The organism is Dactylosporangium sp. McL0621 (assembly GCF_049995355.1).
Taxonomy (GTDB): domain Bacteria; phylum Actinomycetota; class Actinomycetes; order Mycobacteriales; family Micromonosporaceae; genus Dactylosporangium.
Genome location: NZ_CP188259.1, coordinates 10461917 through 10477577, shown reverse-complemented (window position 1 = coordinate 10477577; position 15661 = coordinate 10461917). Strand labels below are relative to the sequence as shown.

19 protein-coding genes and 1 pseudogene are annotated in these 15661 nt (G+C 74.0%); 10 read left to right on the top strand and 10 right to left on the bottom strand.

The genetic code is table 11. The features are described from left to right. The first annotated feature begins 13 nt into the window (after positions 1-13). Both ACPPVO_RS49565 and ACPPVO_RS49560 read left to right on the top strand, forming a co-directional pair. Positions 14-625, top strand: coding sequence for an HAD family hydrolase (locus ACPPVO_RS49565; protein WP_426506067.1), 612 nt, complete (start codon positions 14-16; stop codon positions 623-625). Beyond that, complete coding sequence (locus ACPPVO_RS49560; RefSeq protein ID WP_426506066.1) at positions 622-1539, top strand: TAXI family TRAP transporter solute-binding subunit; 918 nt, start codon at positions 622-624, stop codon at positions 1537-1539. The genes ACPPVO_RS49565 and ACPPVO_RS49560 overlap by 4 nt, the downstream gene beginning before the upstream one ends. Before the next feature lie 299 nt (positions 1540-1838). On the opposite strand, the gene ACPPVO_RS49555 is transcribed toward ACPPVO_RS49560, so the two are convergent. Beyond that, on the bottom strand, positions 1839-2951 hold the full coding sequence (locus ACPPVO_RS49555) for an FAD-dependent oxidoreductase (RefSeq protein ID WP_426506064.1): 1113 nt from the start codon (positions 2949-2951) through the stop codon (positions 1839-1841). Between the two features lie 30 nt (positions 2952-2981). Here ACPPVO_RS49555 and ACPPVO_RS49550 point away from each other — a divergent pair, with 30 nt between their 5' ends. The 5 genes from ACPPVO_RS49550 (at position 2982) to ACPPVO_RS49530 (ending at position 5791) form a co-directional block, all read left to right on the top strand. Continuing rightward, a complete protein-coding gene (locus ACPPVO_RS49550; protein ID WP_426506063.1) occupies positions 2982-3710 on the top strand; it encodes a TetR/AcrR family transcriptional regulator in 729 nt (242 codons plus the stop codon). Then, positions 3707-4375, top strand: a complete 669-nt coding sequence (locus tag ACPPVO_RS49545; protein ID WP_426506061.1) for a uridylate kinase — start codon at positions 3707-3709, stop codon at positions 4373-4375. The genes ACPPVO_RS49550 and ACPPVO_RS49545 overlap by 4 nt, the downstream gene beginning before the upstream one ends. Positions 4376-4481: 106 nt before the next feature. Beyond that, on the top strand, positions 4482-4862 hold the full coding sequence (locus tag ACPPVO_RS49540; protein WP_426506059.1) for a RidA family protein: 381 nt from the start codon (positions 4482-4484) through the stop codon (positions 4860-4862). A gap of 52 nt (positions 4863-4914) precedes the next feature. Beyond that, positions 4915-5262, top strand: a complete 348-nt coding sequence (locus ACPPVO_RS49535; protein ID WP_426506057.1) for a GntR family transcriptional regulator — start codon at positions 4915-4917, stop codon at positions 5260-5262. A gap of 22 nt (positions 5263-5284) precedes the next feature. Beyond that, positions 5285-5791 carry a hypothetical protein gene (locus tag ACPPVO_RS49530; protein ID WP_426506055.1) on the top strand — a complete coding sequence of 169 codons (507 nt, stop codon included), beginning with the start codon at positions 5285-5287 and terminating at the stop codon, positions 5789-5791. A gap of 130 nt (positions 5792-5921) precedes the next feature. Here the strand turns inward: ACPPVO_RS49530 and ACPPVO_RS49525 are convergent, their stop codons facing one another. Genes ACPPVO_RS49525 through ACPPVO_RS49510 form a run of 4 tightly spaced genes read right to left on the bottom strand, consistent with a single transcriptional unit; the run spans position 5922 to position 8785 of the window. Further along, complete coding sequence (locus ACPPVO_RS49525; RefSeq protein WP_426506054.1) at positions 5922-6110, bottom strand: hypothetical protein; 189 nt, start codon at positions 6108-6110, stop codon at positions 5922-5924. Between the two features lie 9 nt (positions 6111-6119). Then, entirely contained in the window at positions 6120-6692 is a 573-nt protein-coding gene (locus tag ACPPVO_RS49520) for a TIGR03086 family metal-binding protein (RefSeq protein ID WP_426506052.1), read from the bottom strand. A 54-nt stretch (positions 6693-6746) separates the two neighbouring features. Continuing rightward, a complete protein-coding gene (locus ACPPVO_RS49515) occupies positions 6747-8123 on the bottom strand; it encodes an ATP-binding protein (protein WP_426506050.1) in 1377 nt (458 codons plus the stop codon). Beyond that, positions 8120-8785 (bottom strand): response regulator transcription factor, encoded by a 666-nt coding sequence (locus ACPPVO_RS49510; RefSeq protein ID WP_360375852.1) that lies wholly within the window; start codon positions 8783-8785, stop codon positions 8120-8122. The genes ACPPVO_RS49515 and ACPPVO_RS49510 overlap by 4 nt, the downstream gene beginning before the upstream one ends. 96 nt (positions 8786-8881) lie before the next feature. Here ACPPVO_RS49510 and ACPPVO_RS49505 point away from each other — a divergent pair, with 96 nt between their 5' ends. Further along, positions 8882-9463: a hypothetical protein gene (locus ACPPVO_RS49505; RefSeq protein ID WP_426506049.1), complete on the top strand. Its 582-nt coding sequence runs from the start codon at positions 8882-8884 to the stop codon at positions 9461-9463. 176 nt (positions 9464-9639) lie between these two features. On the opposite strand, the gene ACPPVO_RS49500 is transcribed toward ACPPVO_RS49505, so the two are convergent. The 4 genes from ACPPVO_RS49500 to ACPPVO_RS49485 form a co-directional block, all read right to left on the bottom strand. Further along, positions 9640-10032 (bottom strand): hypothetical protein, encoded by a 393-nt coding sequence (locus tag ACPPVO_RS49500; protein ID WP_426506047.1) that lies wholly within the window; start codon positions 10030-10032, stop codon positions 9640-9642. Between the two features lie 315 nt (positions 10033-10347). Continuing rightward, entirely contained in the window at positions 10348-12435 is a 2088-nt protein-coding gene (locus ACPPVO_RS49495; RefSeq protein ID WP_426506046.1) for a hypothetical protein, read from the bottom strand. Between the two features lie 66 nt (positions 12436-12501). Continuing rightward, positions 12502-13401: a hypothetical protein gene (locus ACPPVO_RS49490; protein WP_426506045.1), complete on the bottom strand. Its 900-nt coding sequence runs from the start codon at positions 13399-13401 to the stop codon at positions 12502-12504. A 6-nt stretch (positions 13402-13407) separates the two neighbouring features. Further along, positions 13408-13752, bottom strand: coding sequence for a DICT sensory domain-containing protein (locus ACPPVO_RS49485; protein ID WP_426506044.1), 345 nt, complete (start codon positions 13750-13752; stop codon positions 13408-13410). A gap of 65 nt (positions 13753-13817) precedes the next feature. On the opposite strand from ACPPVO_RS49485, the gene ACPPVO_RS49480 reads away from it, so the two are divergent. Further along, positions 13818-14066 carry a hypothetical protein gene (locus ACPPVO_RS49480; RefSeq protein ID WP_426506043.1) on the top strand — a complete coding sequence of 83 codons (249 nt, stop codon included), beginning with the start codon at positions 13818-13820 and terminating at the stop codon, positions 14064-14066. Here the strand turns inward: ACPPVO_RS49480 and ACPPVO_RS49475 are convergent. After that, positions 14009-14353, bottom strand: a pseudogene (locus tag ACPPVO_RS49475) (EAL domain-containing protein); the annotation flags it as partial. The gene ACPPVO_RS49480 and the pseudogene ACPPVO_RS49475 overlap by 58 nt on opposite strands. Before the next feature lie 389 nt (positions 14354-14742). On the opposite strand from ACPPVO_RS49475, the gene ACPPVO_RS49470 reads away from it, so the two are divergent. After that, positions 14743-15558: a spermidine synthase gene (locus tag ACPPVO_RS49470; protein ID WP_426506041.1), complete on the top strand. Its 816-nt coding sequence runs from the start codon at positions 14743-14745 to the stop codon at positions 15556-15558. Positions 15559-15661 lie beyond the last annotated feature (103 nt).

The window sequence follows — 15661 nt, the reverse complement described above, 5'->3', positions numbered from 1 at the left end:
CTACCCTCGGGGCATGACGCACAGGGGTCTGCTGGTCGACTGGGGCGGCGTGCTCACCACCGACGTGTTCGCGTCGTTCGACGCGTTCTGCGCGCGGGAGGGGCTCGCGCCCGGAACCGTTCGCGAGCTCTTCCGCTCCGATCCCCGGGCGCGTGAGCTGCTCGCCGGCCTCGAGGACGGCACCCTGCCCGACGCCGAGTTCGAGGCCGGCTTCGCCGCGCTGCTCGGCCCGGGTATCGCCGCCGAGGGGCTCATCCCGCGGCTCATGGGCGACGCCGGCGACGACCGGGCGATGCTCGACTTCGTCCGGGCCGCCCGCGCGGGCGGCATCCGCACCGGGCTCATCTCGAACTCGTGGGGGGTCGACCGGTACGACCGCAATCTGCTCGCCGAGCTCTTCGACGGCGTGGTGATCTCCGGCGAGGTCGGGCTGCGCAAGCCGGCGCCGGAGATCTACGCCCTGGGCGCGGAGGCGGTCGGGCTGCGGCCGGACGAGTGCGTGTACGTCGACGACCTGCCGGGCAACCTGAAGCCCGCCCGCGCGCTGGGCATGACCACGCTGCACCACCGGGGCGCGACGCAGACCATCGACGCGCTGCGCCCCCTGCTGGGCCTGACCCTGTGAGACGCCGCACGCTGCTCGCGTTCGCCGCGGCCTTGCCTTTGGCCGCGTGCGAGTCGGACGGCGCGGAGGCCACCGGCAACCTGCGCATCGCCACGGGCAGCCCCGGCGCCGTGTACTACCGCTACGGCTCCGCGATCGCCGAGCTGTGCAAGCGCTACCTGCCAAACGTCCACGCCAGCGTCCTGACCACGGCCGCGTCCCAGTTCAACGTGCAGAGCATTCTCGACGGCACCGCCGACGTGGCGTTCACCCAGGCCGACATCGCCGCCGAGAACGACCAGAGCCACCCGGACCAGCTGGCCGCCCTGGGCCGCCTGTACGACGACCACATCCACGTGGTCGTCGCGGCCAGCGGCCCGGTGAAGGGCCTGCACGACCTGCGCCAGCGCCGCGTCTCGATCGGCGGCGAGGGCTCCGGCACCGCCATCACCGCCCTCCGGGTGCTGTCGATCTCCGACATCGCCGTCGAGGAGAAGCGTCTCGGCCTGGACGACTCGGTGGCGGCGCTGCGCGCGGGCGGCATCGACGCGTTCTTCTTCTCCGGGGGCCTGCCGGTGGCCGCGATCGCCGACCTGGCCCGCGACTTCCCGATCCGCCTGCTGGACCTGTCGGAGCCGGTGAAGGCGCTGCGGGCGCAGTACGGCGACTACTACGCGGAGCGGGTCGTACCGGCGTCGACGTACACGGGCATCACGGCGACGGTGGCCATAGGCATCGCCAACTACCTCGTGGTGCGCATGTCGATGGACGAGCCCCTGGCGTACGGCGTGACGCGCCTGCTGTTCGAGGGGCGCGACGAGCTCGCGAAGGCCCACCAGGCGGCCGCGCGCCTGAACATCCGCTCAGCGATCTCGACCCCGCCGCTGCCCTTGCACCCGGGCGCGATCCGTTACTACCGCGCCCAGAAGGCCTAGCTGTAGCGTCAGCGCGCTGCGCTCGCGTCGGGGGAGCTTCGCTCCACCCAAACCCCCTCAAGATCTGCGCCGGCGCGTTCGAGGGCGAGCAGTGCACGGTTCCCGGGCCGGGCGCGACCGCCGGAGCGTTGTTCCGACCGGTTCGCCTGACGCTCGATCCGCACGCCATCGCGGTCGGACCCGGCTGCACAGCGAGGACGCGCCGTCACGGCGCGGCCCACCGTTCTCGTCGAGCGGCGGTCACGCAGTGGGGCGCGGCACCCGGCATGGGGTGCTGGACCCCCGTTGCGACGCGCGGGTCAAGCCGATGCCGGCTCGGCGGGGTGGGCCGTGAAGAAGCGGATGAGGTCTTCCGCGGCGGTCGGGGACAGCATCATCGCCTGGACCCGGGCGGACATCTCGGCGATCGGGCCGATCCTGGTGAACATCTCCTCCTCGTACGCGCGGATCGCGGCGTGCGGGTCGGTGGGGTGGGCGGCCAGTTCGCGGGCGAGTACCGCGGCGTCCAGCATGGCCTGGTTGGCGCCCTCGCCCACCGGCGGCATGAGGTGCGCGGCGTCGCCGATCAGGGTGACGCCCGGGCGGCCGGCCCAGCGTGTGCCGATCGGCAGGGTCTCGATCCGGCGCGGGGTCGCCTCGCCGTCGCCGGCCTCGATGAGTGCGGTGAGCCTCGGGTCCCAGTCGTCGAACAGGTCCAGCAGGGCGCGCTTGGTGCCGACGTGGTGGTCGTCCGCGCGCAGGGACGCGACGACGCGCAGGCTGCCGTCGCCGCTGCGCTGTGCGGCCAGGAGCTGGTTCACGCCGAGGCACCACAGGTTTCCGGGGCCGACCAGCTCGGCCAGGTGCGGGTGGCGCCGGTCGACGTCGGCGATGCTCAGCTCGGCCAAGGTAGCCACGTAGGTCGGTTTCGCGTCGGTCAGCAGCGACCGGACGCTCGACCGTGCGCCGTCCGCGCCGACGAGGATCTCGCAGTCCGATCGGTGGCCGCCGTCGAACTCCAGCCGGAAGCCGCCGCCGGGTCCCGGTGTCGCCGCGGTGAGGCGGTGCCCCCACGCGACCGTGTCGCCGGGGAGCGAATCGAGCAGAAGGTCGCGCAGGGCGTTCCGGTCGATCTCCGGTCGTCCGGAGAACGAGCCGGGCTCCGGCCTGTGGTGCAGGAGGGTCCGGCCGGCCGGGTCGAGGATGCGCAGCTCCTCGCCCTCGGGCCGAGCGGCGGATCGGAACCGGGCGGTGAGGCCCGCCTCCGCCAGGGCGTGCTGCCCGGACTCCGGGTGCAGGTCGAGCGATCCGCCCTGTGATCGGGCGGAGCGGCCGGGCTCGCGCTCGTACACCACCGCATCGATGTTCTGCCGGTGCAGGATTCGAGCCAGGGTCAGCCCGCCGAGGCCGCCACCGGCGATCGCTACGCGCATCGTCAACCTCCTTAGCGTACGCTGTATCGTATGACTACACCGTACCTTAGCGCGGCGGAGCCCGTCTGGGAGCGGCCCGAGCCCCGGACCCGGTCGGCGCCGGTTCCGTTGAGCCGCGCGAAGATCGCCGCCACGGCGATCCGGCTGGCCGATGAGCACGGCCTCGACGGGCTGTCGGTTCGCAAGATCGCCAAGGAGCTCGGCGTCGGTCCGATGCGGCTCTACGACTACGTGGTGAACCGGTCCGAGCTGCTCGACCTGATGGTCGACGCCGTCTACGCCCGGATCGCCGCGGCCGACCGGCCGTCCGACTGGCGGGCCGCGATCGTGGCCATCGCCCGCCTGACCCGGGTCGCCGCCCTGGAGCACGAGTGGTTCGCCGACCTGCTCGGCGGGAGGCCGCACCTGGGCCCGAACGCGCTCGCCGTGGGCGAGTCGACGGCGGCGGCGCTCAGCCGGGCCCCGGGCGTGCGCGACATCGCCGACCTGCAGCGGGCCGCGGGAACCCTGAGCGCCTTCCTCATCGGCGCGCTCCGCCGGGAGGTCACCGAGCGGCGCACCGCCCGCTCCACCGGCACCGACGAGCGCGCCTGGCAGGCCAGCCTCGGCCCCTACCTGACGCGGCAACTGGAGACCGGCCGGTACCCCACCATCGCCCGGCTCGTCATCGACGGCGCCGACCTCGAGCCCGAGGAGGACTTCGATCGCAACCTGACCACCGTCCTGGACGGCATCACCGGCCGTCCCGCGCCGCGATGACCACGCCCCGGCAGCAGGTGCTGGACGAGCTGGCCCGCCGGGTCCTCGCGCCGCGGCTGGATCACCCGGCACGCGTGGGCATCGACGGCCACTCCGCCGCGGGTAAGACGACCCTGGCCGACGAGCTGGCCGCCGTCCTGCGCGGGAGCACGACCCGGCCCGTGCTCCGGGTCGCGGTCGACCACTTCAAACGGCACGTGGACCGGCGTACGCAATATCCGCCCGGCTCGCCGGAGAGCTACTACTTCGAAATGTTCGACGTCGACGCCATCCGCGATGAGCTGCTGGTGCCACTGGGCCCGGGCGGCAGTCGCCGGTACCGCACCCAGATCATGGATCTCAGCGGCCGCACGCCCGTCGACTCGGGCGTGCACGTGGCTCCGGACGACGCGATCCTCGTGGCGGACGGCGGCTTCCTGCAGAAGCCGGCCCTGTTCCGGCACTGGGACCTGCGCGTGTACGTCCACATCGAGGTGGCGGACGTACTGCACCGCGGCACGGCGCGCGACCAGGCGTGGATGGCCTCGGCGGAGGCGGCCGCCGAGCGGTACCGCACCTACTACATCCCGGGCGAGGAGCTGTACCTGGCCGAGGTCCGCCCCGCCGGACGAGCGGACATCGTCATCGACAACCGTAACTTCGACGCCCCGCGCATCGTCCGCTGAACCGCGGGGCGGCCCTCCGCGTGCACCCTGGCGGCGGGCGCGTTCCGGCCGCCGTCAGCGGCCCTCCGCGGCAGGCGGTGGGCTCCGTCAGGCAGGAGGCCGTCCAGTGGCCCGAAGAGTGATCTCCACCCCCGAGGCGCCGGAGTACCCGACCTACAGCCAGGCGGTACGGGCCGGCAACACGATCTACGTTGCCGGGACGCCCGGGGTCGACGTGGCCACCGGGGAGTTCGCCGGCCCCACGGCCCGTGAGCAGGCCCGCCAGTCCTTGCTCAACTGCGCGGCGATCCTGCGCGCCGCCGGCGCCGAGCTGAGCGACGCCGTCATGGTGCACACGCTGCTGCTGCGCCCCGAGGACGCCGACATCCTCGTCGAGGTGTTCGACGAGTTCTTTCCCGAGGTCCGCCCGCCGCGGTTCGTGAGCCGGCTCGGCGTCGACCGGCCCGGCCTCCTCGTGTCGATCGCGATGATCGCCGTCGTCGACTGACGGGCCGCGGCGGTTGACCGTGGCACTGGATGGTGCTAATAATACTAGCACTATGAAGTGGGCAGTTGATCATTCGTCGCGGGAGTCGTTGGCGGTCCAGATCATGGCGTGTGTACGCCAGGGGGTGGCCTCGGGGGAGCTCGCCGTCGGCGAGCAGCTCCCGCCGGCGGCCGAGCTGGCGCCGGCGCTGTCGGTCGACCGCAACACCGTGCTGGCCGCCTACCGGCAGCTGCGCGACGAAGGCGTGCTGGAGTTCCGCCGCGGTCGCGGGGCGCGGGTCGCGTCCGCGGTCACGGAGCCGGCCCCGGTCACCGAGGCGGCCCAGGCGCTCGTGGCGGTGGCCCGCCGGCACGGGCTGGGGCGCCACGACCTGCTCCGCCTCATCGAGAAGCTGACCTGACACGTCGAGAGGATGGTGCCCGATGACGGCATCCGCACTGCCCGGCCGGGGACGGTACTCGATCTACACCGGCCGGGTGACCAACTGGCCGCTGGTGGTGGCCCTCGGCGTCGCGCTGATGGCGCCGCTGCTGCTCATGGGCGGCATGTCGCGCGGCAGCTGGAGCGACCCCGCCGGCCCCGCGATCCCGCTGCTGGTGGCCGCGGTCGCGCTGCTCCTCAGCGTGCTGACCGGGTTGAACGTCCGGACCGCGGCGGGACCGAACGGCGTCACGGTCCACTGCGGGATGCTGGGATGGCCGCGCCGCACGTACCGTCTGGAAGCGATCGCGCACGCCGAGGTGGTCGACCTGCCGCCGTCGCTGTGGCGCATGTCCCTCGGCTTCTGGTGGACCCCGCGCCAGACCTACTTCACGGTCCGCCCCGGGCCCGTCCTGCGGCTGGCCCTGAACACCGGCCGCAGCGTGGCGATCACCGTGCCCGACCCCCACGCCGCGGTGGCGATCATCCACGAGGCCAGGTCCGCCTGACCGGCCGGGCTCTGTCCCACCCGTCGCCGCCGCATCCACAACCGCTTCTTCGGCCCGGCCGCCAGCGCGCACTACGCGCGGATCGTCGAGCCGATCGCGCGGCGGACCTTCACCGAGACGTTGCGGGTCCTCACCGCGTAGACCGGCTCCACGGGGCCACCCAGTCGTTGCCGGGCGCGGCCGGCTGCGGCGGGCCCGCGGCGGCCGGCGGGGCCCACGAGGACCAGGCGACGGGCGCCGGCGGCCGGACGTGCCGCGATGTGGCCGGGTGCCCCAGCCCCGCCCGCCCGGCCAGCGCCAGCACGAAGCATGCGCGCACGTTACCTGTCTAGGGGCACCGCCCGAGCCGGCGCAGCAGCCGGTCCTGTTCGTCCCCGGCCGGCGGCTGCTCCGACGGCTGTGCCGGCGCGAAGAAGCGCTCCAGGCCGGCCAGGCCCGCGTACGTCTGCTCCAGGCTCGCCGCCGCCCACGCGACAAGCCCGGGATCGAGCGCCTCGGGGGCGCCGACCGCGCGGGCCAGGTCCCAGGTGTGGACAAGACTGTCCGTCGTCCGTACCGCGAGCAACTGCCCCCCGCGCGCCCGGCCCAGCGGGTAGTCCAGCATCCGGTCCAGGGCTCCCGGCGCGCGGAAGGCGTGCGCGCAGTCGCGGACCGAGGCGTCGTACGCGGCGACCGGGTCGGCTCCGAGCGCGTCGGCGTCGCGGAGCCGGATGAAGTCGGCGGCCGTCGCGCCCGCGAGCAGGGCGACGTAGTTCAGGTTGCCGCGGGTCATGTGGTTGACCAGGGCGCGCACGTCCCACTCGGCGCAGGGGGTCGGGGCCGTCCACTGCTGCGGGTGTACCTCGCGCAGGGCGGCCGCGAACCCCGCGCTCGCTCGTTCGTAGCGGTCGGCCTCGTCCATGACCCCAGCGTGCCGGTACACCCGGAAGAACGCTGGCGGGGATCGGACGTCGCGTTACACGGCGGCGGGGAACCAGACCCGGGCGTGCAGGCCCGACGGCTCGTTGGGCAGCAGGTCGAAGCGGCCGCCCGAGGCGTCGACCAGCACGGCGACGATGGGCAGGCCCAGGCCGCTGCCGTCGACGTTCTGGGCGTCGGGGGCGCGCCAGAAGCGCTCCATCGCCATCTCGCGCTGCTGCTCGGTCAGTCCCGGGCCGTTGTCGATCACGTGGAGGTCCACGCCGTTGTCGTCGGCGCTGGGGCGTACCGTCACCGTGGTTCCGGGTCCGGAGAACTTCACCGCGTTGTCGATGAGCGCGTCCAGCGCCTGGTCGATCGCGTTGCGCACGGCGCGGGCGCGCAGCGGACGGGCCGGGCGCACGTACCGCAGCGTGATGTCCTTCTTCGCGGCCACCGGCTGCCAGGCCAGCACGCGCGCCCAGGCGGTCTCGCCCGCGTCGAAGTCGGTGAGGTCGTACTTGCCCCGCTCGGCCCGGGCCAGCGCGAGCAGGCTGTCGAGCACGTCGCCGAAGCGCTCGGTCTCCTCCAGCGCGAGGCGGTGGCCCTCGACCGCCTGCGGGTCGGTGAGGTCGACGCCGAGGTCCTCGACGCGCAGGCGCAGCGCGGTCAGCGGGTTGCGCAGCTGATGGCTGGCGTGTGAGACGAACGCGCGCTGCCGCTCCAGGGCGTCGGCGACGGTCGCCGCCATCTCGTTGAAGGCGTTGCCGAGGCGGCGCAGCTCCGGCGGGCCGTCGGCGGCCGGGACGCGCACCGTGTAGTCGCCGGCCGCGAGCTCGTGCGCGGCCGCGTCGAGCTCGGCGACCGGGCGCAGCGTCCAGCGCGCCAGCGACCAGGCCGCGACGATGCCGGCGAAGAGCACCACGAGCCCGCCGCCGGCCAGGATGCCCCAGGCGCTGCCGACGCCGTTGGCGTTGCTGCGGGTCGGCGAGATGGTCACGACCGCGCCGATCACCTCGCCGCCCCGGCCGACCGGCACCGCGACCACGAGCGGGTCGGTGCGCCACGGCCAGATCGTGCCGTCCTCGCTCGCCTCGCGCCCCTCCAGCGCGCGGCGGGCCTGGCGCAGCACGTCGTCGTCGGCGAGGCGCAGGTCGGGGCGCGAGCCGACGACCTGGTGGGCGTCCTGGTCGACCACGACCGCGGCGACGCCGTACACGTCGTCGTAGCGGGTCAGCTCGGCCGCCAGCTCCGCCGTGTCGGTGTCGCGCAGCGCGGGTTCGGCCAGGGTGGCGAAGCGCGTTGCGTCGGCGAGCCGGTCGGCGACCAGCCGCTGGGTGTCGCGACCGGCGAGGGAAATCGCCAGTGGTACCTCCAGCGCCGCCAGCACGAGCAGCAGCAGGACGAGGTACACCGTGCCGAGCCGGACCCTCATGGCGCGAGGCGGTACCCGACGCCGCGGACGGTCTGCACGAGCCCGGGCACGTCGAGCTTCGCGCGCAGCGAGCCGACGTGGACGTCGAGCGTGTGCCGCCCGACGAAGCTGGTCTGCCAGACGGCGAGGATCAGGCGGTCGTACGACACCACGACCCCCGGCGTGCGGGCCAGCACGGCGAGGATCTCGAACTCCTTGCGGGTCAGCGCCACGTCCCGCCCGTCGGCGAGCACCCGGCGCGCGGCCACGTCGACGGAGACCGGCCCGGCGGTGAGCACCTCGCTCGGCGGCGGCGCGGCCCGGGCGGCCCGGCGCAGCACCGCCTCGATGCGCGCGTTGAGCTCGGCCATGGAGTACGGCTTCACGACGTAGTCGTCGGCGCCGGTCTGCAGCCCGATGACCCGGTCGCGCTCCTCGGCCCGCGCGGTGACCGCGATGATCGCGACGCTCTCGTCCTTGCGGCGCAGCGTGCGACACACCTCGATGCCGTCGCCGTCGGGCAGGTTGAGGTCGAGCAGGATCAGGTCGAAGGGCTCGCCCGCGAACGTGTCCAGGGCGGACTGCGCGGTCGGGCAGTGCACCACCTCGTGCCCGCGCCGGCGCAGGGCGGTGGCCAGGGCGGCCGCCACCCGCGCGTCGTCTTCCACCAGCATCACCCGCATCGTGCGCCCATGGTACGGGAGCCTCACCTTCAAGAGTTCGTCAAGGAACAGCGGCGGCCTCTCCCGCAGCGGGTCGCCGGTTGCCACGGTGTTCCCGTGGACATCGTGTCGAGCGGCGAGCGTTACCGAGCCTCGACCGTCGCCGCGTTCGAGGCGGCCGTGCTGGTGCGATGTACGGGGGTGTGTGGAGGAGGAGGCCGTGCCCGGGCGCTGGGGGGCACCCGGGCACGATCTCTCGACGGCGTGCTGGCCGAGTTCAACCGCGGGGCCGCCGCCGAGCGCCTCGCGGAGCTGCTGACCGCCGCGGGCCGCACGGCGAGTGTCCACCGCTACACGGCCGGTAACCGGCACCGCTACGAGATCTTCCGCGTCTTCGCCGACCCGGGGGCCGGCACGTTCCTCGACCGCGCGTGGGCGCAGGGGTACGCCGACCTGTGCGCCGTACCCGCCGAGCCGCGCTCGACCCGCCAGGTGCGCCACTCCCGCCGCCTGGCCGAGGCCGCCTGGCGCAGCGTGCTGATGGTCTCGGGCCCGGCGCGCAGCGGCTCCCCGGGCCTGCGCGTGGCCGACCTGGACACCGCGACGGTACTGGTCCGCGCGGGCCGCATGATGGCCCTGCCGGTGCGCATGTCGACCCGCCCGGGCGGCCAGCTCCTGCTGGCGATGACCGCCGCCTGACCTCGGTCCGGGCGCCGGTTACCCGGACACCGGCAAGTAGCGCTGGGCAGACTTGTCACGCGGACCCGGCGGCGAGCATCGGTCGCTCGAGGCGGCGCTGCGGACCAATGGCGTCCAGGGCCAGCAACTGGTTGGGGTGCACACCTGCGCCTGCGGTAGCGCCCGCGTTTTCGCCGTCACCAGTCGCGCCACTCGCCGGCGGCTTCGTCGGCGCCGCGGCGCTCCAGCAACGCCTCGACGTCGATGCCTGCCTCATCGAGGACCTCCTCGATGTACTCGCTCAGCTCCTCCCGCGTGATCGTCTCGATGGGGTGGCCGCACTCCAGGTCGGCTTCGTTGAGGGCGACCACGACCCGTTCGACCGCGGCCCACACTGCCTCGTCCGTGCGCGGCTCGAGGCCGGTGATCTCCCGCTCGTACGCCTCCAGGGCCGTGTCGACCGCGGCGACGAACTCCGGCGGGAATGCCGTCAGTGCGTACGCCTCGTCCGCCGGCAACGTTCCCGCGGCCACCGCCGCCGCTTGCTCCGCCGTCTCTCGTCGCCACCGCTGGGTCAGCCGCTCGATCATGCCGACAGCGTAGGCAGCGCGCCGACGGGTACGGCGGTCACCGCTCGTTCTCCCGGGCCGTTACCGGCGGGGCGACGACCGGCTCGGTGGCCGGGTCATGGTCGATCCGCGCCGGGCCGCCCACGATCAGGGTGGCCCGGGCCCACGGCGATGGAGCCGGGCCGGACTCGGGCAGACGTATCTGGTGGCTCGCAGTCCAAGCGGCGCGCTCGAACGAAGAGTTCCGGCGCGGTGCCGGGCGGGCGGCGCAGATCTTGAGGGGGTGTGGGTGGAGCGTAGCTCCCCCACCGCAAGCGCAGCGAGCTGGAAATACAGCTACAGCCTCGTGGCGCTGAAGATCATCGTGGTCATCACCACGCCGCCCGTGGCGGCGTTCGTCAGGACCAGTCTCGGGCTCAAGGACGTGAAGGGGTTCTCCTTGTCGACCCAGGTCGCCTTGCGGTTGCCCGTCGAGAACGCGGTCAGCTCCACCCCGCCGTCGCCCGTCGGTTTGCACGTGACCTGCAAGGGCGTCGAGGCGGTCGTCGGTGGGCCGGCGTTCTTCGGCTTGGCCGACGCCGCCACCTTGGGGTGCTGGTCCCCGGCGTGCTTGTAGATCTCGATGACCCCGTCGGCGTTGATTTCGAAGCTGTACCCGTTCGCGAGGTTCGCCCCGTCGAAGCACCCGGCGCCGATGCGCGCCCCGCCGGCCGACTTGCCGATCGCGGCGAACTCGAGGTCGATGTTGAAGCCGCCCCCCGGCACGCTGAGGCGCTGCTCGGGGCCGGGCGCGAGGCAGCGTACGTTCGGCTGCTCGGCGGTGATGCGCAGCGCGTCCGGCACCTCGATCTTGCAGCCGCCGGACGGGCCCCAGGACGCCTTCTGCTGCAGCGCCGCCACCGTCTTGGTGCCCTTCAGCGGCCACGGGCCGACCGAGTTGAGCCAGCAGGCGATGACCGGCCGGGCGTGCCAGGTCTTGTCCAGGCCGGGCGGCAGGAGCGGCTTCTCCAGCGGCAGGAAGGACTGCCCGAACGGTACGCCGAGGTAGTCCCCGTAGGACTGCTCGCACATCGCCCGCGTCGCGGTGTCCACCGCCTTGGCGCCGGGGTCGACGGTGAACGGCAGGTGCCCGACGAAGGTGACCTCGCCGACGTGCGCGGCGTTGCACTGTGCGACGTACCGCAGCTGCGACGACCCGCCGATCCAGTCGAAGCACTCGCCGGTCTTGAGGTCGAACTGCTCCCCGGCGTAGGCGTCGGCGGCGGCGGTCGACGGCGCGGCGAGGACCTTGGCGATCCGGTCGCCGTCGGCGTAGTCGGCGACCGGCAGCCCGTCGGCGAACAGCTGCCGCAGCGAGGGGGAGAGCCCGTCGACGGCGAGGTTCGTGTCGTGCACCGCCTGCCGGTGCGTGGGTGAGAGCCCGGCCACGACGACCACGTGCCCGTTCTCGGTGCGCAGGTAGTACTCGAAGCCGTACCAGTGCCCGGCGCCCACCGCGCCGAGCGGGACCGCGACCACGACGGCCAGCACGGCGTACCCGGTCACGGTGCCCCAGGCCCGCCCGACCGACGCCGCGATGATCCCCGCGGCGACGCCGAGCACGCCGCCGAGCAGCGCGATCGCCCCGCCCGCGGCGAGTACGAAGGCCAGCGGCTCGGCGATCAGGAAGCCGAACAGGCCGCCGGCCCGGGCCGCGCCGCCGTCGAGCACGGCGGGGTTGCCGCGCACCAGGTGCAGCAGGCCGAGCGTGGCCACGACGATGCCGGTGGACCGGGTCAGCACCCGCTCGCGCAGGAAGAGCAGGGTGGCCGAGCCGAGCGTGGCGAGCTCGGCGCCGCGCCACAGCCGCCGGTCGACCACCGGGACCAGCAGGAGCCGGCCGGGCCACGGCTCGCGCGGCAGGCGGGGGAGCGGCCAGGCGAGCAGCAGGGGCAGGACGGGCAGGGCGTAGGCGGCGTACCCGAAGAAGAACGACGTCACCTTGAGCGCTGCCGCGTGCCCGGGCAGCTGCGGCACCCACAGCAGGGCGGCGAGGACGAGCGCGAGGGGCACGGTGACCGCGAGGCGCACCCAGGACGGGCGGCGCACCTTCAGGCGCTCCGGCTTCTTCATTTCGCCGGTGTACTCGTCCACGTCGCGCCGGGGCTGCGTGACGTCGCCGGTGACCAGGTTGCGCCGCGGGCGGCGGTGCGCGCCCCACTCGGCGGCGGCCGCGCCCTGCCAGTCGGTGAGCGCGGCCCGGACCTGGTCGGCGGCGACCAGGGCGAGCGCGAGCGCGACGGCGAACGTGAGCGCGATCCGCCAGGCGGGCGGCCGCGGCGCGAAGCCGAGCAGCGTGGACAGGCCCAGCGTCGCCGCGGTCGCGAGGACCAGCAGGGCGACCGCGGGGAGAGCGGCGCGGGCCCGCCGACCGGCCTCGGACATGGCTGGGAGCATGGCACCAGGCGTCACTCGTCGCAACCGGCCTAAAGCTGGCTTAAAACTCCGGGCTCACATCTGCGTGTGCCCGGCCGCGCAGGCATCGATGACCGGCTTGAACGCGGCGACCTCGGCATCGGTGATCTTGAGCTCGGTGTACAGCAGCGGGCCGCCGTCGAGGCTGACCCACGCCGGGAACACGTACGGCTTCTTGATCTCGGCGAGGGCGTGCGGGGTACAGCGCTCGCCGTCGACGATGATCGGGATCTTCAGCTCGCCGGTGCCGGGCGGGAGCACGCCGTACGGCTTCGGGGTCGCCTCCCGCAGCGGGGTCGGCAGCACCTCGAGCAGGATGCTGCCGACGAACTCCTGCAGCGCGATCGTGCCCTTGAAGCCGGTGCGGTGAACCACCACGGTGCCCTGGACCCAGCCGCTGGGCAGGTGCGTCCACGGGCCGAACGTGAACGTGGCCTGGCGGTCGAGGTACGCCTGCTGGCAGTCGATCGCGAGGAACTTGTCGAGCATCGGGTTCGGGGTGGCCAGCGGCACCTGGACGTCGCTGACCTGGCCGTTCTCGGTCTGCACGCGCAGCGCCACGGTGGCGGCGGCCGCGCGGGGATGCAGGTCGTCGCCGGTGCAGATGCCGGTTCCGTACGCCACCGGCACGTCGACCTGCAGGCCGCCCGGCGGCAGCCACGCGTCGGCCTTGACCGGCCCGACGCCCTTGAACGACGGCGCCCGCAGCTCGATCTGCTGCACGACGAGCTTGGCCGGCCCGTCGTTGTGCATCGAGATCTGCACGGTGTGCCGGACCTCGTCGACCCGGCCCTGGGTCAGCTCCACCCGGACCTTGATCGGGTCGGCGCCGGACGCCGCGGTCCCGGGGGCGTGGGCCTCGGGGGCGTGCCCGGACAGTGCCGCGCCGCCCAGGGAGACGAGCACCAGCAGCGCGACGAGCAGCATGCGCCTCATGGGCGCCTATGTTGGCACAATCCACTGCAGGAGCGCACGGGCCGCGTCGAGGACCAGGTCGCGGTCGTACGTCAGCGCGTACGTGAACCGCCGCTGCTCCTCGGGGCCGGTGTCGGCCAGGTCCCGGGCCACGAGCGCGCCCGCGAAGTGCGGGCCGACCACGATGACGTTCCACTCGCCGCGCAGCGGGTCGTCGCTGGGCAGCGCGATCCCGCGCACCCCGTCGACCGGCGCGCCCGGCAGCTCGGTGGCCAGCACCGTGACCAGGGCGGCGTCGCGGGAGTAGGTCGAGTACCGCCGGGCCGTCGCCGGCGTGAAGTGCCGCGCCTCCTGGAACGAGGCCAGCAGCATCGGCGGCTCCGCGGCGTCGGCCGCGCGCCTCCAGGTAGTGGCTCAGCGGCAGCAGCATCCGCTTGGTGGCCAGGGCGGTGGGCCGGCGCGCGGCGACGATCTCGTACGGGGTGCGCCCGCCGGGCGGGGCGGGCGCGGTGACGAACGGGACGGTGGACGAGCCGTGGCGGGTGTGCACCTCGGCCGGCAGCGGGCCCGGCCGGTCGAAGAGCCAGCCCTGCCCGAGCGTGGCGCCCATGCCCAGCGCGGCGTCGAGGTGCTCGCGGGTCTCCACCCCCTCGGCCAGCAGCGCGGCGCCGGCGCGCTCGGCGTAGGCGACGACGGCGTTGACGACCCGGGCCGCGTAGCCGCCGCCGGGCCGCTGGGTCAGGTGCCGGTCGAGCTTGACGACGTCGGGGTGTACGAACGGCATCACCGACAGCGAGGCCGGCTCGGCGCCCACGTCCAGGGCCACGCCCCAGCCCGCGCCGCGGCACGCCTCGGCCGCGCTGAGCAGGGCCGCCGGGTCGGCACCGATGGCCCGCTCGGTCATCTCGACCACCACCCGCAGCCGCAGCTGGGCATCGAGGATCGTCGGGGCCAGGTCGGGCGGGCACGGCACGCCGAGCGCGGCGGGCTCCGCGTTGACGAACAGGGTCAGGGCCGAACGGCAGGCCGGCGTCGAGGGCGGTGCGGTACGCCGTCGCCCGGCACACCCAGTCGAGCTCGGCGAGGCGCCCGCGCCCGGCGGTCGCCTCGAACAGCGGCAGCGGCTCCTCCCACGGCGTGCCGGCCGGGCCGCGGGTCAGCGCCTCGTAGCCGACGACCTCGGGCTCGGTGCGGTTCCAGGAGTCGAGCCGGACGATCGGCTGGAAGACGGTGGTGACCGCACGGGCGTCGATGACGCCGTCGACCGTGCGGATGATGGTGGTGCGGCCCTCCATGTCCGCAGGTTCGGCGGGTCCTGCCCTCAGCTGAGCCTTTCGCCGCTTCGCGGTAGGTTGTGCCCCAATGGGAAGCTGGCGGGAGATCATCGACGGGATCGCCGAGCAGGGGGAGTACGGGGCGGCCCGCCTGGTGCGGGACCCCCGGCGCAAGGGCGGTTGGACGCTCCTCGTCGAGGAGGTGCAGCAGTCGTACGTCGATGTGCTCGACCCGACCCACCTGTACTTCGAGTACACGCGCCGCGTCGGCTCGGTCGTCGACACCGCGTTCCCGGAAGGCAGGCCGATCCGCGCGCTGCACCTGGGCGGCGGGGCGTTCACGCTGCCGCGGTACGTGGCCGCGACCCGCCCGGGCTCCGAGCAGCTCGTGGTCGAGCGCGACCGCCGGCTGGCCGCGTTCGTCCAGCGCGTCCTGCCGCTGCCCCCGGACGAGCGCATCGACCTGCGCTTCGGCGACGCCCGCGCGACCGTCGCCGAGCTCGACGCCGGCGCCTACGACCTGATCATCGGCGACGTGTACGACGCGGCGCAGATGCCCGAGAGCGTGTCCGACGTCGTCTTCGCCTCCGCCGTGGCCCGGCTGCTGGCCCCCGGCGGCGTCTACGCGCTCAACGTGGCCGACCTGGCCCCGCTCGCGTTCTCCCGGTCGCAGGGGGCGACGCTGCGCACGGCGTTCGCCGACGTGTGCCTGATCGTGCGGCCGGACCTGCTGCGCGGCCGGCGCTTCGGCAACGTGGTCTTCGCCTGCGCGGTGGAGCCGGACCGCCTGCCGATCGCCCGGCTGGCCGCGCTGGCCGGGCGGGACCGCCAGCCGGCTCAGGTGGTGACCGGAGCGGGCCTGGACCTGCTGACCGAGGGCGCCGATCCGGTCCGCCTCGACTAGGTCCTGTCCTGCCGATCATGTCGAGCCGAGACGAGGTCCAGATTTCGCCTGCGTGTGCCCCGCGGAGGCCTGGCTACCGGTGTTGTAACCCGGCCTTCGCGGG

Excerpts from the sequence above, each read along its gene's own strand:
- ACPPVO_RS49565 (WP_426506067.1), top strand. The coding sequence starts at position 14 with ATGACGCACAGGGGTCTGCTGGTCGACTGGGGCGGCGTGCTCACCACC.
- ACPPVO_RS49555 (WP_426506064.1), bottom strand. The coding sequence starts at position 2,951 with ATGCGCGTAGCGATCGCCGGTGGCGGCCTCGGCGGGCTGACCCTGGCT.
- ACPPVO_RS49550 (WP_426506063.1), top strand. The coding sequence starts at position 2,982 with ATGACTACACCGTACCTTAGCGCGGCGGAGCCCGTCTGGGAGCGGCCC.
- ACPPVO_RS49545 (WP_426506061.1), top strand. The coding sequence starts at position 3,707 with ATGACCACGCCCCGGCAGCAGGTGCTGGACGAGCTGGCCCGCCGGGTC.
- ACPPVO_RS49535 (WP_426506057.1), top strand. The coding sequence starts at position 4,915 with ATGAAGTGGGCAGTTGATCATTCGTCGCGGGAGTCGTTGGCGGTCCAG.
- ACPPVO_RS49530 (WP_426506055.1), top strand. The coding sequence starts at position 5,285 with ATGACGGCATCCGCACTGCCCGGCCGGGGACGGTACTCGATCTACACC.
- ACPPVO_RS49520 (WP_426506052.1), bottom strand. The coding sequence starts at position 6,692 with ATGGACGAGGCCGACCGCTACGAACGAGCGAGCGCGGGGTTCGCGGCC.
- ACPPVO_RS49515 (WP_426506050.1), bottom strand. The coding sequence starts at position 8,123 with ATGAGGGTCCGGCTCGGCACGGTGTACCTCGTCCTGCTGCTGCTCGTG.
- ACPPVO_RS49510 (WP_360375852.1), bottom strand. The coding sequence starts at position 8,785 with ATGCGGGTGATGCTGGTGGAAGACGACGCGCGGGTGGCGGCCGCCCTG.
- ACPPVO_RS49500 (WP_426506047.1), bottom strand. The coding sequence starts at position 10,032 with ATGATCGAGCGGCTGACCCAGCGGTGGCGACGAGAGACGGCGGAGCAA.
- ACPPVO_RS49495 (WP_426506046.1), bottom strand. The coding sequence starts at position 12,435 with ATGTCCGAGGCCGGTCGGCGGGCCCGCGCCGCTCTCCCCGCGGTCGCC.
- ACPPVO_RS49490 (WP_426506045.1), bottom strand. The coding sequence starts at position 13,401 with ATGAGGCGCATGCTGCTCGTCGCGCTGCTGGTGCTCGTCTCCCTGGGC.
- ACPPVO_RS49485 (WP_426506044.1), bottom strand. The coding sequence starts at position 13,752 with ATGCTGCTGGCCTCGTTCCAGGAGGCGCGGCACTTCACGCCGGCGACG.
- ACPPVO_RS49470 (WP_426506041.1), top strand. The coding sequence starts at position 14,743 with ATGGGAAGCTGGCGGGAGATCATCGACGGGATCGCCGAGCAGGGGGAG.